16 protein-coding genes and 2 tRNA genes are annotated in these 17,685 nt (G+C 72.6%); 6 read left to right on the top strand and 12 right to left on the bottom strand.

Annotation, left to right across the window (positions count from 1 at the left end):
• Positions 1-2: 2 nt before the first annotated feature.
• The 3 genes from ACZ3TI_RS24880 to ACZ3TI_RS24870 all read right to left on the bottom strand — a co-directional run bounded on the left by ACZ3TI_RS24880 (position 3) and on the right by ACZ3TI_RS24870 (position 3,317).
• Positions 3-76: transfer RNA gene (locus ACZ3TI_RS24880), tRNA-Met, on the bottom strand.
• Positions 77-237: 161 nt separating this feature from the next.
• Positions 238-311: transfer RNA gene (locus ACZ3TI_RS24875), tRNA-Met, on the bottom strand.
• Between the two features lie 57 nt (positions 312-368).
• Positions 369-3,317: a UPF0182 family membrane protein gene (locus tag ACZ3TI_RS24870; RefSeq protein ID WP_465729695.1), complete on the bottom strand. Its 2,949-nt coding sequence runs from the start codon at positions 3,315-3,317 to the stop codon at positions 369-371.
• Positions 3,318-3,506: 189 nt separating this feature from the next.
• Between ACZ3TI_RS24870 and ACZ3TI_RS24865 the strand changes: the two genes are divergently transcribed.
• Positions 3,507-4,079: a PPA1309 family protein gene (locus tag ACZ3TI_RS24865; protein ID WP_465729693.1), complete on the top strand. Its 573-nt coding sequence runs from the start codon at positions 3,507-3,509 to the stop codon at positions 4,077-4,079.
• A 57-nt stretch (positions 4,080-4,136) separates the two neighbouring features.
• On the opposite strand, the gene ACZ3TI_RS24860 is transcribed toward ACZ3TI_RS24865, so the two are convergent.
• The 4 genes from ACZ3TI_RS24860 to ACZ3TI_RS24845 all read right to left on the bottom strand — a co-directional run bounded on the left by ACZ3TI_RS24860 (position 4,137) and on the right by ACZ3TI_RS24845 (position 7,419).
• Complete coding sequence (locus ACZ3TI_RS24860; RefSeq protein WP_465729691.1) at positions 4,137-5,249, bottom strand: YlbL family protein; 1,113 nt, start codon at positions 5,247-5,249, stop codon at positions 4,137-4,139.
• Positions 5,250-5,291: 42 nt separating this feature from the next.
• A complete protein-coding gene (locus tag ACZ3TI_RS24855) occupies positions 5,292-5,483 on the bottom strand; it encodes a hypothetical protein (RefSeq protein ID WP_360505619.1) in 192 nt (63 codons plus the stop codon).
• A 256-nt stretch (positions 5,484-5,739) separates the two neighbouring features.
• Positions 5,740-6,180 carry a molybdenum cofactor biosynthesis protein MoaE gene (locus ACZ3TI_RS24850; RefSeq protein WP_465729689.1) on the bottom strand — a complete coding sequence of 147 codons (441 nt, stop codon included), beginning with the start codon at positions 6,178-6,180 and terminating at the stop codon, positions 5,740-5,742.
• Positions 6,181-6,270: 90 nt separating this feature from the next.
• On the bottom strand, positions 6,271-7,419 hold the full coding sequence (locus tag ACZ3TI_RS24845) for an NAD-dependent epimerase/dehydratase family protein (protein ID WP_465729687.1): 1,149 nt from the start codon (positions 7,417-7,419) through the stop codon (positions 6,271-6,273).
• 198 nt (positions 7,420-7,617) lie between these two features.
• On the opposite strand from ACZ3TI_RS24845, the gene ACZ3TI_RS24840 reads away from it, so the two are divergent.
• A complete protein-coding gene (locus ACZ3TI_RS24840; RefSeq protein ID WP_465729685.1) occupies positions 7,618-9,132 on the top strand; it encodes a zinc-dependent metalloprotease in 1,515 nt (504 codons plus the stop codon).
• Positions 9,129-9,716: an NUDIX hydrolase gene (locus ACZ3TI_RS24835; protein ID WP_465729683.1), complete on the top strand. Its 588-nt coding sequence runs from the start codon at positions 9,129-9,131 to the stop codon at positions 9,714-9,716. The genes ACZ3TI_RS24840 and ACZ3TI_RS24835 overlap by 4 nt, the downstream gene beginning before the upstream one ends.
• 111 nt (positions 9,717-9,827) lie before the next feature.
• Here the strand turns inward: ACZ3TI_RS24835 and ACZ3TI_RS24830 are convergent, their stop codons facing one another.
• Entirely contained in the window at positions 9,828-10,580 is a 753-nt protein-coding gene (locus tag ACZ3TI_RS24830; protein ID WP_465729681.1) for a M48 metallopeptidase family protein, read from the bottom strand.
• Between the two features lie 255 nt (positions 10,581-10,835).
• On the opposite strand from ACZ3TI_RS24830, the gene ACZ3TI_RS24825 reads away from it, so the two are divergent.
• Positions 10,836-11,930: a TOMM precursor leader peptide-binding protein gene (locus tag ACZ3TI_RS24825; protein ID WP_465729679.1), complete on the top strand. Its 1,095-nt coding sequence runs from the start codon at positions 10,836-10,838 to the stop codon at positions 11,928-11,930.
• Positions 11,931-12,073: 143 nt separating this feature from the next.
• Here ACZ3TI_RS24825 and ACZ3TI_RS24820 read toward each other — a convergent pair whose 3' ends face one another.
• On the bottom strand, positions 12,074-13,597 hold the full coding sequence (locus ACZ3TI_RS24820; protein ID WP_465729677.1) for an MFS transporter: 1,524 nt from the start codon (positions 13,595-13,597) through the stop codon (positions 12,074-12,076).
• Between the two features lie 207 nt (positions 13,598-13,804).
• Here ACZ3TI_RS24820 and ACZ3TI_RS24815 point away from each other — a divergent pair, with 207 nt between their 5' ends.
• Together ACZ3TI_RS24815 and ACZ3TI_RS24810 are read left to right on the top strand one after the other, a co-directional pair.
• On the top strand, positions 13,805-14,530 hold the full coding sequence (locus tag ACZ3TI_RS24815) for a TetR/AcrR family transcriptional regulator (RefSeq protein WP_465729675.1): 726 nt from the start codon (positions 13,805-13,807) through the stop codon (positions 14,528-14,530).
• A gap of 222 nt (positions 14,531-14,752) precedes the next feature.
• Positions 14,753-16,156: an ABC1 kinase family protein gene (locus tag ACZ3TI_RS24810; protein ID WP_465729673.1), complete on the top strand. Its 1,404-nt coding sequence runs from the start codon at positions 14,753-14,755 to the stop codon at positions 16,154-16,156.
• A gap of 112 nt (positions 16,157-16,268) precedes the next feature.
• On the opposite strand, the gene ACZ3TI_RS24805 is transcribed toward ACZ3TI_RS24810, so the two are convergent.
• The 3 genes from ACZ3TI_RS24805 to ACZ3TI_RS24795 all read right to left on the bottom strand — a co-directional run bounded on the left by ACZ3TI_RS24805 (position 16,269) and on the right by ACZ3TI_RS24795 (position 17,660).
• Positions 16,269-16,667 carry a hypothetical protein gene (locus ACZ3TI_RS24805; protein ID WP_465729671.1) on the bottom strand — a complete coding sequence of 133 codons (399 nt, stop codon included), beginning with the start codon at positions 16,665-16,667 and terminating at the stop codon, positions 16,269-16,271.
• Entirely contained in the window at positions 16,664-17,032 is a 369-nt protein-coding gene (locus ACZ3TI_RS24800; protein WP_402219043.1) for a WhiB family transcriptional regulator, read from the bottom strand. The genes ACZ3TI_RS24805 and ACZ3TI_RS24800 overlap by 4 nt, the downstream gene beginning before the upstream one ends.
• A 169-nt stretch (positions 17,033-17,201) precedes the next feature.
• Positions 17,202-17,660 carry a hypothetical protein gene (locus ACZ3TI_RS24795; RefSeq protein WP_465729668.1) on the bottom strand — a complete coding sequence of 153 codons (459 nt, stop codon included), beginning with the start codon at positions 17,658-17,660 and terminating at the stop codon, positions 17,202-17,204.
• Positions 17,661-17,685: the final 25 nt, after the last annotated feature.

Raw genomic sequence — 17,685 nt, 5'->3', positions numbered from 1 at the left:
TGTAGCGGGGACAGGATTTGAACCTGCGACCTCTGGGTTATGAGCCCAGCGAGCTACCGAGCTGCTCCACCCCGCGTCGGTGGTTGAACCATAGCACGGAAGCGGCGGGGGCCCGGAATCGCGCGAACGGCAGAGGCCCGGAGGGCGAACGGCAGAGGCCCGGAGGGCGAACGGCAGAGGCCCGGAGGGCGAACGGCAGAGGCCCGGAGGAAAGATCCTCCGGGCCTCTGCTCTTCGTAGCGGGGACAGGATTTGAACCTGCGACCTCTGGGTTATGAGCCCAGCGAGCTACCGAGCTGCTCCACCCCGCGTCGGTGGTTGAACCATAGCACCGACACGGGGCGGAACGGAAAACGGTTTACCGCAGCTCAGCCGGCCGGGGCGGGCGACGGGCTGCCGCCGCGGGCCGCCTCGGCCGCCTTCAACGCGTCGCCGAGCGCCTTCTGGGCGTTGCCGTAGGCCACCCAGTCGCCGTTCTTGAACGCGGTCTGGCTGTCGTTGTACGCCTTCGCCGCGTCCGACAGCGCCTTCTGCAGCTCCGGCGAGATCGTCCCGCCCGGCGCCGGCGTGACCGGTGCGGTGGGCGTGGGCGTGGGAGTCGCCGGGGAGGTCGGCGTCGTCGGCGCGGTCGGGGCCGTCCCGTTGCCCGGGTTGGACGGCGCGACCGGCGTGGCCGGCGGGGCCTGCCCGGCGAACAGCTTGTTCAGCGCCTTCTCCAGGGTGTCCTCGAACGCCACGTTGTCGTCCCCGTACACCGCCAGGACCTTCGACAGCGTCGGGTACTTGGCGCCGCGTCCGCGCACGTACACCGGCTCGACGTTGAGCAGTCCGCCGCCTACCGGCAGGGTCAGCAGGTTGCCGTACTCCAGCTCGGTGTCACCGCCGCTCTTCAGCGCGAAGATCTGGTTGGCGACCTCCTGGCGGGAGTTGAACTTCGACTGCACCAGGCCGGGGCCGGGGGCTCCGGCCTCGCCGGTCATCTTCAGGACGCGGATCTTCCCGTAGTCGTCGCCCGGGTCCGCGTTGACGGCCAGGAACGCCGCCAGGTTCGGCCGGCCGTTGGGCACGAAGGCGCTGGTCAGCGAGAAGCTCGCGGCGGCGGCGTCCGGCATCCGCACCGTTACGTAGTACGGCGGCTGGACCTGCTTGGTGTCGCTGGTCGGGTCCACCGGGACCTGCCAGATGTCACTGCCGTTGAAGAAGGAGTTGGAGTCGGTCACGTGGTACTGGCCGAGCAGGTCGCGCTGCACCTTGAACATGTCCTGCGGGTAGCGCAGGTGCGGCAGCAGCGACTGCGGGATGTCCGCCTTCGGCTCGACGGTCCCCGGGAAGGCCTTCATCCAGGTCCTCAGCACCGGGTCCTTCTCGTCCCACTGGTAGAGCTTCACCTCGCCGGTGTAGGCGTCCACCGTGGCCTTGACCGAGTTGCGGATGTAGTTGACCTGGTTGGCGACGGTCAGCAGCTCACCGCGCTGGTTGGTCAGCGAGTCCTTGGTGGCGGCGCCCAGCGTCGTCTTCGAGGAGAACGGGAAGCCGTCCGAGGTGGTGTAGCCGTCCACCACCCACACCACGTGGCCGTCCTGCACCACCGGGTACGGGTCGGCGTCGATCGACAGCCACGGCGCGACCTTCTCCACCCGCTCCTTCGGCGTTCGGTTGTAGATCACCTTGGCGCCGTCGGTGATCGCCCCCGCGTACAGGATCTGCGGCTCGGCGAAGCGCACCGCGTAGGCGGCCCGGGTGAGCGGGTTGTCCAGCGAGACACCGCCGGAACCGGTGTACGTGAACTCCACGTTCTGGCCGGTCTTGGTGTCGGTGTAGTCGATCTCCTTGTTCGAGCCGCCGACGATCGAGTACGTCGTCGTCTTCTCGCCGTAGTAGATCCGCTGCTGGTAGTCGCCGAGCGTGCCGCCGGCCGGCAGGCCCGACTCGGTGAACACCGGCCCGCCCTTGTCGTCGACCTGGTTGCCCTTGGCGACCGCCGCGCCGTAGCCGTGGGTGTACTTGAAGTGGTCGTTGATCCAGTTGCGCTGCACGCCGTTGAGGTCCAGCTCGCGCAGGCCGATCACGGTGTCCTGCTTGCCCGCGTCGGTGCGGTAGCGGTCCACGTCCAGCGTGCTCGGGAAGGCGTAGTAGTTGCGCTGCTGCTCCAGCGACTGGAACGTCTGCGACACGATGTTCGGGTCCAGCAGCCGGACGTCCGCGATGGTCTGCGCGTCCGGCTTGAGCGCCTCACCGTTGGTCGACCCCTGCGGGCTGTACGGCGTGGTCTTCGCGTCCGCGATCCCGTACGCCTGCCGCGTCGCGTCGATGTTCTTCTGGATGTACGGCGTCTCCTTGGCCTGCTCGTTCGGCTTGACCTGGAACTGCTGCACGATCGCCGGGTACAGGCCGCCGATCAGCACCGCCGACAGCACCATCAGGCCCAGGCCGATCAGGGCCGGCGCCCAGGTGCGGCGGATCGGGGTCAGGAAGAACAGCACCGCGCAGATGATCGCGACGAAGAACAGGATGGTCTTGGCCGGAAGGAACGCGTTGGCGTCCACGTAGCGCAGGCCCGTCCAGCCCGAGACGCCCTTGTACGAACCGGTCTTGACCGCCAGCGCGTACCGGTCCAGCCAGTAGGCCGCGGCCTTCAGCAGCACGAACACGCCCAGCAGCACCGCGAGGTGCCCCTGCGCGCCCGCGCTCGCCCGCCGGCCCGGACCCTGCAGCCGCAGCCCGCCGTACAGGTAGTGCACCAGCGCCGAGGTCAGCAGCGAGACGATCACCGCGCTGAACGCGAAGCCCAGCACGAACTCGTAGAACGGCAGGTCGAAGGCGTAGAAGGAGACGTCCATGCCGAACTGGGCGTCCTTCTCCCCGAAGGACGTCGAGTTGGTCCACATCAGCCAGGTCCGCCACTGGCCGGACGCCGCGGCGCCCGCCACCAGGCCGATCACCAGCGAGACGCCGATCAGCGCCCAGCGCTTGAACGGCGCCAGGCCCGCCCGGTAGCGGTCCAGGCTCTGCTGCTCCACCGACATCGCCGACAGCGGCGGCCGGAGCCGGTGCGCCAGCCAGATGTTGAAGCCGACGGTCGCCGCCATCAGCAGCCCGAAGGCCGCGAACAGCCCGATCTTCGTCCACAGCTGGGTGGTGAACACCGAGGAGTAGTGGACCGACCTGAACCACAGCCAGTCCGTCCAGAAGCCCGCGAACATGACGAACAGCAGGAACAGCACCGCGAGTACGCCCAGGGTCAGCAGGGCCACCCGCGCCCGCCGCGAGGGCGGGCCCACCCTTCGCCGGAAACCCGGCCCTGAGCGTTCCGGCATCTGGAATACCACGGTGGCACCTCAGCTGTGTTGTCTGGATAGGGGTCGGTCGTCAGAGAAACTTAACCAGGCTTTGGTCGAGTTCCCACCGTTAGCAGACGGTTACTACGGCCGCTGCGACGCCCGGCCCCCCGGGCCCCCGCGGACCGCCCGGCGAGCGTCCCCCGCCCGGCGTGTGAGGATTGAGGCATGTCCGACGCGTCTGATCTGAACAACTCCCCCGACGACGTCTCCAAGCTCCCGGCCGCCTCCCCGCTCACCCGGGCCGCGCTGGAGATCGACGAGTACGCCGCCACCCTCGGCTGGGACCTCCCCGCCCGGCTGTTCGCCCTGGTGGACAGCGCCGCCCTCCGCAAGGCCGATCCCCGCATCGCCAAGCAGCTCGGCCTCGCCGAGGACGACGAGCCCGGCCTCACCCCGGTCGAGCAGGACGAGCTGCCGGCCGGCATGGAGCTCGACAAGTTCCTCGGCACCATCGCCTGGCCCGACGCGGTGGCCGGCTGCGCCCTGGTCGTCGAGCGCCTGATGCTGCCGCCGGGCGCCGAGCAGTCCCGCCCGCGGGGTGCCACCGACGCCCAGCTCGCCGAGTGGGTGGCCAACCACCCCAAGCGCGAGGAGGTGCGGATCACCGCCGCCGTGCTGCGCGACGGCCGGAAGGAGATCGCCCTGCGGCTGCGCTCCAAGGACGTCGCCCGCGAGGTGCTGACCGGCCCCGACCTGGTGCCCGGCCTGACCGACGCGCTGCTGGCGACCTTCTCGTGACGCGTCGCGGGTAGCCTCTCGCGGCCCTCGGCCGAGTAGCCCCCGGCCGCCCGAGGGCTACTTGGCGCAGGACGGCAGCGCGGAGGTCTGCCCGGAGCGGATCTGCTCCAGCGACTTCAGCGCGCCGTCCAGCGTGTCCGTCTTGACCAGGGTCAGCCCGGACGGGGTGTTCTTGGTGGCCTCGGCGCAGTTCGAGGACGGGGTGAAGAAGTACTCGGCCCCGGCGTCCCTGGCGGCGATCAGCTTCATCGATATCCCGCCGATCGGGCCGACCTTGCCGTCGTCGTCCATCGTCCCGGTGCCCGCGACGAAGCGCCCGCCGGTGAGGTCGCCGCCCGGGGTCAGCTTGTCGATGATGCCGAGCGAGAACATCAGACCGGCGCTCGGGCCGCCGACGTCCTGCAGGCCGATGTCGATCTGGAACGGGTAGGTGTGCCGGATCCCGGTGCCGATGCCGACCACCGCGAGCTCGGCCCGCTCGGCCGGGGCCTTCGGGTCGAGGTCCTTGGCCCGGACGGTCGGGACGGTGACGTCCGTCCTGGTGCCCGGGGCGGCGGCGGGGTTGCCGGCGGCGTCCTTGACCCGCGGCACGACGGTGAAGACCACCGACTCGCCCGGCTTGTGCTTGGTGACCACGGCGACCACCTGGTCGACCGTGGCGACCGGCGTGCCGTCGACGGCGACGATCTGGTCGCCCGCGTGCAGCCTGCCCTCGGCCGGCGCGCCGGCGGTGACCGACTTGACGATCAGCTCGCCGCCGACCGGGATGCCCAGCTGCTTGAGCGCCGCGGTCCGGGCGCTGTCCTCGGAGGAGGCGAACTCCTCGGCGTTCTGCTTCTTCGCGTCCGCGTCCGTCTGCCCCTTCGGGTAGACGTTGTCGTGCGGCACCACCAGCACGTCGTCGCGCAGCCAGCCGACCACCGCGTTGACCAGGCTGGGCTCGTACTTGGCCCCGGTGACCTGCACGGTCGTCATGTTGAGGTGCCCGGTGGTCGGGTAGGAGTCGCGCCCGGTGATGCTGATCACCGGCTTGCCGCCCTGATTGCCGAGCGTGTTGTACGTCGGCCCCGGGCTCATCTCCGTGTACGGCACCTTCATCAGCACCGAGACGCAGAGCAGCGCTATGAGCAGCAGGGTGGCAGCGAGCATCGTCGCGGAGCGGCGTGGCATGCCTCGACAGTACGGGACGCGGGTGACGCGATGCCCGCCGGGCTACCGGCCGGAGCGCTCGCCGGGGGCCGCGGCCCCCGCGGTGGTGCGCTCCATCGCGGCCATGAAGCGCCGGTGTTCGGCGAGGGAGGCCGGGTCCCCGGTGGCCCGCGGGGCACGCTGGGCCCAACCCGCCCAGAGGGCCGCGGCGAGGACGGCGACAACCGGAATGATCAGCCAGGCGAGCGCACCCATGTCAGTACTCCCAGCTCCTCGTGTCTATGAGCAGATTAACCACTCCGGCGGACAACGCGGCCGGCGCCGTCCGGGTTACGGGACGGCCGATCGGCTCACTTCCAGGGAGTATCCGGGACGCCGCCGAGAACCCGTTCGAGTGATTCGGCGGCGCGCCTGACCCGACAGACGCGAGGGGTGTGCGGACGGTTCCGCCGCTGGTACGGACGGTTCCACGGCCGGTGCGGACGGTTCCGCGCTCCGCGGGCGGCCGGTCTCAGCAGCCGCCGGCGCCGACCCACTCCTCCTCGCCGTCGGCGAAGACCTGGTGCTTCCAGATCGGCACCTCGTGTTTGAGGTCGTCGATCAGCCGGCGGGCGGCCGCGAAGGCCTCGCCGCGGTGGGCGCAGGAGACGGCGACGATCACGGCCTTGTCGGTGATCTCCAGCCGGCCGACCCGGTGGACCGCGGCGAGCGCGCGGACCGGGAAGTCGGCGACGATCTTCTCGGCGATCCGCCGCATCTCCTGCTCGGCGGTGGGGTGGCAGCTGTACTCCAGCGCGGCGACGGACTTGCCGCCGTCGTGGTCACGGACCGTCCCGACGAAGACGGTCGTGCCGCCGGCCGCGTCGTCGCCGACCGCCTCGTACACCTCGTCCAGCGAGAGCGGGGTGTCGCGGATGGCGAGCAGGCGGATGGGGTCGTGGTTCTCGGACATGACCCCATGATTCCTCATCGGAGGCGGTCGGAGGCAAGTGTCTTCCGCATCACGATGTGGAAATTTCGCATCGTGAGAATCGTGGGAATGTCAGAAGCGCCGCCGCTTGCGGGCCCGGCGCACCAGCGCCGCCGTACCGACCAGCGCCACCGTCGCCCCGGCCGCTCCCAGGCTGGTCGCGGCCTCCTTGCCGCCCAGCCGGCGCCCGGCCACCGCGTGCTTGCCGGACACCTGGGCCAGCAGCTCGGCCAGCACCTGCTCGTTGGTGTGCGCCGGACGCCAGCCCGCCTCGTGCAGCCGGCTGCCCGACACCACCCACGGGTACATCGTGTAGGCCAGGTCCCCGGCGGGCGCCGGGGTCAGGCCCAGCCGGTGCAGCCGCGCCGCCGTGCCGAGCGCCAGCGCGGCCGGCAGCTCCATCCGCCGGATCCCCGACAGGCGCTCCACGTCCTCCTGCTCCAGCCAGCCGTCGCAGCCGACCGTCACCTCGCCCTCGACCAGGCCCAGCGCCGCGTACTCCAGCGCCGCCGCCAGGTCGTCCACGTGGCAGAACTGCCAGCACGGACGGGAGCCGGCCACCACCAGCAGCCGGGGCGCCTCGAAGTGCCGGGTCAGCACGGTGTCCACGCCCGGGCCCACCACCACGGCCGGGCGCAGCACCGTCACCTGCAGCCCGGGGTGGGCGCGCGGCGCGCGGCGGGCCAGCCGCTCGATCTCCAGGAGGTCCCCGACCAGCGAGGCCTCCTCGGTCGCCCGCAGCTCGGAGTCCTCGGCCAGCGGCACCTCGTTGTCGGCCAGCGCGCCGTAGACCATCGCCGAGGTGCAGAGCACCACCCGGTGCACCCCGGCCGCCGCGGCCGCGGTCAGCACGGTCTGGGCGCCGCGCACGTTGTAGGCGCTGCGGGCCCGCGGGTCGGACTCCATGCCGAAGTCCATCGCCAGGTGCACCACCACGTCGACCCCGGCCAGCCGTTCGGCCACCGCCGGGTCGCGCACGTCGAGCACCCGCCACTGCACGCCCGGGACCTCGCCGCGCCGGTCGTCCACCGCCAGGACCTTCTTCACGTGCGGGGAGGCGACCAGTCGCGCCGCGACCTGCTCGCCCAGCACGCCCGCGGCGCCCGTCACCGCCACGGTCAGCGGCCGTCCGCCGTAGGCTGGAGGCGGCGACGCCGTGGTGTCCGACGCGTCCTCTCCTCCGGTCAGCCCAGAGCGAACGTCCGAAGGCGGGGAACTCACCGGCCATCCTCCACGGTTAGCTTATGTGCGTACGGACGTGTGTCACGTACGTCCATCCTGCCCGAGGCGAAGGCCCGGCGGTGCACCCGGCGCGGGCCTGCCGCGCGGGAGCCGCCCCCGAGTCCCCCACTCCGCCGCCGCCCCGGGCGCAGACTTTTCCCGCCACACCGCATGACGGCCGACCGGATCGAGGACCCCGTGAGCGACCTTCCCTTCGGATTCGGCGTTCCGCCCGAGGAGCCCGAGGACGGCAAGGCCAAGCCCGACGACGTGCAGAAGAAGAAGGACCAGGAGCAGTCCGGCTCCGGCCCGCAGCCGTTCGGCTTCGGGGGCGGCAACCCCTTCGGCGCGATCTTCGGCGGCATGCCCGGCACCCCGGGCGGCGCCGGTGCCGACAACCCCTTCGCCGCGATGTTCGGCGGCATGAACCCCGGTGACCTCGGCGCCGCCTTCCAGCAGCTCGGGCAGATGCTCTCGTTCGAGGGTGGCCCGGTGAACTGGGACCTCGCCCAGAACATCGCCCGCCAGAGCGTGGTCGCCGAGCCCGCCGAGGGCAAGAGCAAGGACCGCTCGGTCAGCGCCGCCGAGCGCTCCGCCGTCGCCGAGGCCGTCCGCCTGGCCGACCTCTGGCTGGACGGCGTCACCGAGTTCCCCTCCGGCGCCGGCACCGCCGTCGCCTGGAGCCGCGCCGAGTGGATCGAGGCCACCCTCCCGGTCTGGAAGGACCTGGTCGACCCGGTCGCCGAGCGGGTCGGCAACGCCATGGGCGGCATCCTGCCCGAGGAGATGCAGGCCATGGCTGGCCCGCTGATGGGCATGATGCGTTCCATGGGCGGCGCCATGTTCGGCACCCAGATCGGCCAGGCGCTCGGCGCCCTCGCCGCCGAGGTGGTCGGCTCCTCCGACGTCGGCCTGCCGCTCGCCCCGGCCGGCAAGGCCGCGCTGCTGCCGCAGAACGTCGCCGAGTTCGGCGAGGGCCTGAGCGTGCCCGCCGACGAGGTCCGCCTCTACCTCGCCCTGCGCGAAGCCGCCCACCAGCGGCTCTTCGCCCACGTGCCGTGGCTGCGCGCCCACCTGCTGGGCGCCGTCGAGGCCTACGCGCGCGGCATCAAGGTCGACACCTCCCGCATGGAGGAGCTCGTCGGCCAGCTCGACCCGAGCAACCCGGAGGCACTCCAGGAGGCGCTGGCCGGCGGCCTGCTCCAGCCCGAGGACACCCCCGAGCAGAAGGCCGCGCTCGCCCGCCTGGAGACCGCGCTCGCGCTGGTCGAGGGCTGGGTCGACGCCGTCGTGCACGCCGCCGCCGAACCGCACCTGCCGCAGGCCGGCGCGCTGCGCGAGACCGTCCGCCGCCGCCGCGCGGCCGGCGGGCCCGCCGAGCAGACCTTCGCCACCCTGGTCGGCCTGGAACTGCGCCCGCGCCGCCTGCGCGACGCCTCCCGGCTGTGGGCGCTGCTCGCCGACGCCCGCGGCGTCGAGGGCCGCGACGCGCTCTGGGAGCACCCCGACATGCTGCCCACCGCCGCCGACCTCGACGACCCGGACGCCTTCGTGCACCGGGGCACCGGGGACGACCTGGAGGGCGGGATCGACTTCGACGCGCTCGACAAGCTGCTCGGCGAGGCCGCGGCCGGAAAGCCCGACCTCACCAAGGGCGACGACGGGAAGAGCGACGGCAGCGACACCGACGGAAAGGGCGAGCCCACCGCATGACGGACACCGGGACGTCCGCGTCCACCCTGCACGCGGACGCCGTCCGCACCCTGTCCGCCTGGCGGCCCGCCGACGAGGACCAGGAGCGGCTGCGGCTCGACTACCTGGAGCACCTGGCCGCGCAGCCCGAGGGCCTGTACCGGTCCTGCCTGCCCGCGCACATCACCGCGAGCGCGGCGGTCGTCGACCCGGCGGCCGGGCGGGTGCTGCTCACCCTGCACCCCAAGGTCGGCATGTGGCTGCAGATGGGCGGGCACTGCGAGCCCGGCGACCGCGACCTCGCCTCGGCGGCGCTGCGCGAGGCCGTCGAGGAGTCCGGCATCCCCGACCTGGTCCTGCTGGAGTCGGACGGCGCCCCCGTCCCGGCCAAGCTGGACCGCCACCTGGTCCGCTGCACCGGCAAGGACCGGCCGGAGAACACCCACCTGGACGTCCAGTACATCGCGCTGGCCCCGGCCGGCGCTCAGGCGCTGATCAGCGAGGAGTCGCTGGACCTGCGCTGGTTCGACTACGACCGGCTGCCCGAGCTCACCGACCACTCGGTGCGCGACCTGGTGGCCCGGGCGAGGCGACTGACCAGCTGAGGCACGACACGGGAAGGGGGCGTGGGCCGATGTGGCCCGCGCCCCCTTTCGCTGTTCCTGCGGCCGGCTTCCGCCGCCGCCCTCCGAGCGTCAGCCGCCTTTCAGCCGCCGTCAGCCGCAGGAGGCGGCCGGGTCCGGGCCCGGGTCGGCGTGCCGGGCACCGGGGATGTGCGGCAGGCGGGCGGCGGAGACCACGCCCTCCAGGTAGCCGCGGGCCCGCTCGGTCCGGGGGTAGGCCTCCAGGAGGGCCCAGAACGCCGGTCCGTGGTCCGGCACCAGCAGGTGCGCCAGCTCGTGCAGCAGCACGTAGTCCAGCACGTACTCCGGCATGCCCTGGAGGCGGTGCGAGAGTCGGATCGTGCCCTCGCTCGGGGTGCAGGAGCCCCAGCGCGAGTTCTGGTTGGTGACCCAGCGGACCTGGACGGGCTGGGCGCGACCGTCCAGGTAGGCACCCGACAGCTCGCGGGCCCGGGCCATCAGGGCCTCGTCACCGGGGATCCGCCGGGACTCCTGGGCGGCGAGCTTCTCCAGCATCTGCGCGACCCAGCGCTGCTCCTCGGCGTGCGACATCCGAGCCGGGATCAGCACGATGGTGCGGTCGCCCTCGCGGTAGGCGGAGACCGTACGACTGCGGCGGGCGCTGCGCCGCACCTCGACCCGGCTGCGGTCGTGCGCCTGCGGGGAGACCGCCCCGACGGGCGGACGCTGCGGCGGCGCCGACCTCGACTGCTGGTCCGAGTGGTTCGGCTCCGAGTGCTTCTGGTCCGGGCGCCCACGCGTGTTCGGCGTCGCGATCTGCGACCCGGACGCGGCACGGGCACGCCGACGCGACGCCGATGGATGGGAGTCCCGCTCGGCTGCCATGGCACACGACGTTACCCGGTACCACGGACAGAAGTCCGCTGCCATGGCCGGAATCTTTCATGGAGTGATCGGGAACGAAAAGTCGACGGAGAGTGTCCGGAAAGCGACGCCGGGGAGGATGAGCAGTTATCCACAGGGCGTGCGAACCGATGGTCGGATCGTATGCACGGGCCTGTGGACAACCCTCGGCACGCCGTCGTCGCGATGGGGCATGCTGCGGTCAGCCGTCCGGAAACGATCGGAAGGGAGATCGCCGTGCGCCTCGCGCTGAAGCCCGCTCTGTCCCGCAGCTGGCGGGACTCCGAGACCCTGCAGTTCGGCACCGTCACCAGCCACGCCGGGGTGCTCGGCAACGCCGATCCGACGCTGTGCGAGTTCCTCGAACTGCTCGACGGCACCCGCGACCGGCCCGAGCTCGTCGAGGCCGGCGAGCGGATCGGGCTCGGCCGCGAGCCGGCCGACACCCTGCTGACCGAGCTGGCGGAGACCGGGCTGCTGGACGACGCGGAGGCGGCCGACCGGGCGCTGGCCCGCTTCCCCCAGCCGCACCGGGAGCTGCTTGGGCCGGACCTCGCCTCGCTCTCCCTGGTCCACTCCGGCCCGGGCGCCGCACCGGCGGTCCTGGCCCGCCGGGCCGACGCACGGATCGAGGTGCGCGGCGCCGGCCGGGTCGGCGCCGCGGTGGCGGCGGTGCTGGCCGCGGGCGGAACGGGCACGGTCACCGTCACGGACGGCGGGCGGGTGCGGCCGGGCGACTGCTCCCCCGCCGGGCTCCCGCCCGGGGACGTCGGGCGGCTGCGCGCGACAGCGGCGCGGGAGGCGGTGCAGCGCGCCGCGGGCCGCCCCCCGGCACCGCCGCCGGCACCGCGTCGCAGGCGGGGCGACCCGCCGCCGGACTTCGTGGTCCTGGCGCCCCGGGACGGCAGCGCCGCCTTCGCGGGTGGGACGTACGAGGCCCGGCTGCTGCTCCGGGCCGGGGTGCCGCACCTGTACGTCGGCGTGGTCGAGGAGTTCGGCGTGGTCGGGCCGCTGGTGGTTCCGGGGCGGTCGGCGTGCGGGCACTGCCTGGTGCTGCGGCGGGAGGACGAGGACGCCGCCTGGCCGCGGGTCCTGGCCCAGCTGGCCCACGAGGGCCCGGGGCGCGCCCCGACGCCGGCCTGCGACACGGCCTTGGCGACGGCGGTCGCCGGGCTGGCCGCGCTGCACGTCCAGCTGCACCTGGACGGCGGCCGGCCGCCCAGCGTGGACGGGTGGTGCGAGGTGTCGGCGGCTGACGGGATGGCCCGACGGCTGCGGCTGCGCGGACATCCCGACTGCGGCTGCCTCTGGCAGCCGCTGCCCCCGGCCTGAGCCGGGCGGCCACGAGCCAGGAGGTGGGGGTGGGGGGAGGGGGGAGGGGGCCCCCGGGACAGCGAAGAACACCGAAGAACACCGAAGGCCGGCGCCCCCAGGGCGCCGGCCTTCTCGGCGTGCTCACCACCCGTTCCGATCGCTCAGGCGGCGGTCACCGCCCCCTCGGCGCTCTCCTCGGCTCCCGCCGCCTTCCGGTCCCGCATCACCAGCGTGGCTACCAGCGCCGCCGCCAGCACACCGATCGCGCTGACCGTGAAGGTCGTGGTCATCGCCGAGGTGAACGCCTCCCGGGCGGTCCGGACGAGCCCGGAGTCCCCGTCGGCGATCGCCAGTGCCCCGGCGATGGAGTGCTTCGCCTGCTCCGGCGTCCCGGCCGGCATGCCGCTCGCGAAGCCGCTCGACAGCAGCGAGCCCAGGATCGCGATGCCGAGGGCGGTGCCCGCCTGCTGGATGGTGTCGTTCAGCGCCGAGCCGACGCCCGCCTGCTCCGGCGGGATCGTCCCCATCAGCGCGCCCACCGCGGCCGGCATCGCCAGGCCCGCCCCGAGGCCGAGCAGTCCGAGCGCGACCGCCGGGACGGTGAAGCCGGTCTCCGCCGAGACGGTGGTCAGCAGCGCGAACGAGGAGGCCATGACGAGCATCCCCACCAGGATCAGCAGCCGGTTGCCGAGCTTCGCCGCGAACTTGGCACCGAGCCCGTTGCCGAGCAGCGCCGCGACGGCCAGCGGCAGGAACGCCAGACCCGCCTTGACCGGCGAGTACCCGAGCACGAACTGCAGGTACTGGGTGAGCACCAGCAGCAGCCCGCCGTTGCCGATCTGCACCAGGGTCAGCGACAGCGAACCCCCGCTGAAGTTGCGGGCCTTGAAGAGCGCCAGCGGCACCATCGGCGCGGCGGTGACGTTCTCCCACACCACGAACCCGCCGAGCGCGCCCACCGCGACGACCAGGGTGCCCAGCGCGCGGCCGGCGAACGCACCGTGCTGCGGGATCTCGATGATCCACCAGACCAGGGCGGTCATGCCGACCGCCGACAGCACCGCGCCGAGCGGGTCCGGCTTCTGCCACGGCCCCTTGGACTCCGGCATCAGCAGCAGGCCCGCCAGGATCGCCAGCGCCACCACCGGGACGTTGATGAAGAAGATCGAGTGCCAGGAGAAGTGGTCGATCAGCACACCGCCGAGCACCGGGCTGCCGACCAGCCCCAGCATCGCCACCGAACCCCAGGCCGCCATCGCCTTGCTGCGCTCCTCCTCGTCGAAGACGGTGATGAGGATCGACAGCGTCGAGGGCATGATCAGGGCTCCGCCGACACCCATCGCGATCCGGGCCGCGATGACCTCGCCCGGGTCGGTGCAGAAGGTCGCCGCGAGCGAGGCCGCACCGAAGAGCAGCAAGCCGATGATCATGACCTTCCGGCGTCCGAAGCGGTCACCGAGGCTGCCGGAGGTCAGCAGCAGGCCGGCGAAGACCAGGACGTAGGAGTCGAGGATCCACTGGGTGTCCTGGGCGCTCGCCCCGAGGTCCGCGGTCATCGAAGGGACCGCGACGGTCAGGGCCATGCTGTCGACCACCAGCACCAGCGAGCTCAGGCAGAGCACGATCAGGATCCACCAGCGGTGCGGGTTCCGGCTCCCGGCCCCGGTCACGTTGTCGACTGACATCAGCCACCCCTCCCCTGTGCGCACACCGTTCCGTAGATGCGCACTTCGTTCCGTCGATGCGAACACTGTACGCATAGCGGAACAGCGTGCGCAACATCCGACTCCTGTACGCTCTATGCGAACGGTGTACGCACCAGGACGGTGTACACCGCAGAGCGGTGTGCACAGCAGAGCGGTGTACGCAGCAGCCAAGAGGAGAAGCCGCCCATGGCCGACCGAACCAACCCGATCCCCTCCGTGTGGGCCCGCCGGCAGCGCGAGCCCGACCAGCCCGCCCTCAGCCGGGCCGCGATCGTCCGCGAGGCGATCGCGATGCTGGACGCCGAGGGCGCCGAAGCCCTGAGCATGCGCAAGCTCGCCGCCCGCCTGAACGCGGGCGCCACCTCGCTCTACCGGCACGTGGCCACCAAGGACGAGCTGATGGAGCTCGCGGTGGACGAGGTCTTCGGCGAGCCGGCCCTGCCGCCCGCCGACAGCCCGGACTGGCGCGCCGCCGCGGCCGAGGCCGCCGAGGCCTTCCGGGCGACGGCCCTGCGTCACCCCTGGCTCTCCTCCGTCCTCGGCCAGGCCGGCCTCGCCTACCTCGGCCCCAACCTGCTCTCCTTCGCCGAGCGGCTGGGCGCCCTCTTCACCGCGGCCGGCTTCCCCGAGCCGGACCGGGCGATCGACACGCTCATCGCCTACGTCATCGGCATGAGCACCACCGAGGCCGCCTGGCTCACCACGATCGCGCGCTCCGGTGAGACCGAGGCCGAGTTCATCGCCCGGCTGATGCCCGCCGCCCTGCAGGCTGCCGCCGACTACGACCACCTCAGCGACTCCTACACGGTCGCCGCCACCGCGAACCAGGACCCGGCGCAGGCCCGTGACGCCAAGTTCGCCTACGGCCTGGAGGTCGTCCTGGACGGTCTCGCCCTGCGCTTGCCCCGCTGACCCGGCCGACCGGCCGCCGGGGATCGGACGTCCGACCCCGGGCCCACCGGGCCGGGACCCCCGAATCCGGCTGGCCGGACCAAGTCGCCCAACTCGCCACAAAGGGACCGCACTCCCCGCCCCGCCCCGCGGAATTCCGGCAGGTGCGGGGCGGGGAGCGGGCACAATGGCGTAGTGATGGTCGGCCGTCCGGTGTCGGGGGGCCATGGATTGGAGGCCCGGGTGAGCGATCTTCCGCGCAAGGCAGTGACCCGCACGGCACGGCTCGCCGCCCTACCGCTGGGGATAGCCGGCCGCGCCACGCTCGGCCTGGGCAAGCGCATCGGCGGCCGCTCCGCCGAGGTGGTCACCGCCGAGCTCCAACAGGCCACCGCCGACCAGCTGTTCAAGGTCCTCGGCGAGCTCAAGGGCGGGGCGATGAAGTTCGGGCAGGTGCTGTCCGTCTTCGAGGCCGCGCTGCCCGAGGAGGTCGCCGGTCCGTACCGGGCGGCGCTCACCAAGCTGCAGGACGCCGCTCCCCCGATGCCCGCCGCCAAGGTGCACACCGCGCTCGCCCAGCGGCTCGGGAACGACTGGCGCGAGCTGTTCCTGGAGTTCGACGACCGGCCCGCGGCCGCCGCCTCGATCGGCCAGGTGCACAAGGCGGTCTGGCACGACGGCCGGCAGGTCGCGGTGAAGGTGCAGTACCCGGGCGCGGGCGACGCGCTGCTCGCGGACCTTTCCCAGCTGAGCCGGGTGGCCTGGCTGCTCGGCCCGCTGATCCCCGGGCTGGACGTCAAGCCGCTGATCGCCGAGCTGCGAGAGCGGGTCTCGGAGGAGCTGGACTACGAGCTGGAGTCGCAGGCGCAGCGCCGGCACGCCGAGGAGTTCGCGGGGGACCCGGACATCGTGGTGCCGGGCGTGGTGGCGCAGGCCGACCAGGTGCTGGTCACCGAGTGGATGGACGGCACCCCGCTGGCCGAGGTGATCGCGCGCGGCACCCAGGAGGAGCGCGACCGCGCCGGGCAGCTGCTGGCCCGGTTCCTGTTCGCCGGCCCGTCCCGGACCGGTCTGCTGCACGCGGATCCGCACCCGGGCAACTTCCGGCTGCTGAAGGACGACGGCCCGGTGTCCGGCTGGCGGCTGGGCGTGCTGGACTTCGGCACCGTCGACCGGCTGCCGGGCGGGCTGCCCGCGCCGATCGGGGCCTCGCTGCGGATGGCGCTGGACGGGGACGCGGCGGGCGTGCTGGAGATGCTGCGCGAGGAGGGCTTCGTGAAGCCCTCGATCCGGCTGGACCCGGACGCGGTGCTGGACTACCTGCTGCCGATCATCGAGCCGGCCGCGGTGGAGAACTTCCACTTCACCCGGGCCTGGATGCGCTCGCAGGCGGCCCGGATCGCCGATCCGCGCTCGCCCGCCTACAACCTGGGCAAGCAGCTGAACCTGCCGCCCGCGTACCTGCTGATCCACCGGGTGACTCTGAGCACCATCGGCGTGCTCTGCCAGCTGGGCGCCCAGGCGCCGTTCCGGGCGGAGATGCTGGAGTGGCTCCCGGAGTTCTCCGACGGGTCGCGGCGGGCCCGGCGTTCGGAGCGGCCGGCGGCCCGCAAGGGCGCCGGCTCCACCCGGACCGCGAAGAGCTGACCGAAGGCTCCGGCCCCGCCGGACCGACGACCGCAGGCCGCTCCCCACCAGGGGGAGCGGCCTGCGGCACGACGGGGGTCAAGCGGGAGGGCCCGAGGGCCCGGCACCGGCGCTACATCAGCGCCACGGCGAGGGCCTTGCGGGCCCGCAGCGAGGCCCGCTCGGCCCGCTGCTTGAGCTTGCGGGCCCGGACGACCCGGCTGACGAGCCGTTGGTTCTCGGCCTCGTGGAGCCTGTCTTGCATATGGGCCCGGGCCAGGGATTCGTGGAGGAGTTGCATTTCGAGGATCCTGTTCTGGGTCTGACGTTCGGTGGTCTGCTCGGCGCGGGCGGTGGGATCGACGGCGGCGGGGGTCATGTCGTGGTCCTGCTCGTGGTGCGTGCTCGGAAATGGGCTGCGGGCTGCGGCGTCGGCCTTGGCGGCGGCGATCCGCACGGAACGGCGGAGGGCGCTGTCCAGCGGGGGCTGCTCTCCCCGGCGGACGACCCTGGCCTGGTCGGCGGGGTTCACGCCATGACCTCGGTCTTGCGCGGGCGGCCACGCGGCCGCTTGCGGGCCACGACGACGCCCTGGACGAACAGCTCGCCACCCCAGACGCCCCACGGCTCGCGCCGCTCAAGGGCGCCGGCGAGGCAGGCGTCCTTCACCGGGCAGGTGCCGCAGAGGGACTTCGCGTACTCGACGTCGGCGGGCGTCTCGGCGAAGAAGACCTCGGGGTCGAAGGCGCGGCAGGGGATGGGGAGACCGAGAGCCTCGGCCTGCTCGATCGAGCTGATCTGCATGGAAGGAACCTCCGGGGGGTCGGCCTGGTCGGCCTTGGTGATCTGGCTTGTCGGCGGTACGGACGGGGTGGGCGGTGTGATGACCGTGGACACTGTGGGCGTCTTCCTCGTCTTCTCAGTGGTTCCGGCCCAGTGGACTGGTGGTGCTGGGCCGGAGGCCCCGGAGGGCCTGGGTGGTCTTGCGTACCGGACAAAACAGAAGGGCCGCGGATCCCGGTGGTGACGGGTTCCGCGGCCCTGGAGTGGCCGACCTGAGGCTGGCTCAGGTTCGTTCTCTCCAGGGTTCAGGCCCGCGGAAGGCCCGCATCCGGAAGGCCTCGGCGCCCTTGAAGGCGGCCATGGCCTGGTTGATCAGCTGCTCGTTCTGCTTCTGGGCGTTTCCGGCACCGATGACCTGCGCATAGCCGCCATGCATGGCGGCGGCTACGGCCGCCTTCGGTGCCTGGGTCGGTCGCTCATCGCGCAGGGAGCGCGACGTGTCGACCGACGCCCAGTCACGGGACAGACCGGTCTCGACAACGGTGCCTTCGATGCTCCTGCCGGCCGTGAGGCACAGCTCAGTGTGTCCAAGACCACTGACAACGGGGGCGACGGAGACACCGGTGGTGTCGAGACCCAGACCGGTTCCACCGAGCTCGGCGAGCGCCCGCAGACGGGCGGCACGCAGGGAGGCAGCGACAACGGTCTGGCCAGTCATTTTGGTGATCATGATGTTTCCCACTGTCTTCGCCTCCTCTCGGCGTCTC

This window comes from Kitasatospora sp. NPDC023120 (genome assembly GCF_055560835.1).
Note: the sequence above shows the minus strand (reverse complement) of the source record. Positions and strands in the feature narration are given on the sequence as shown.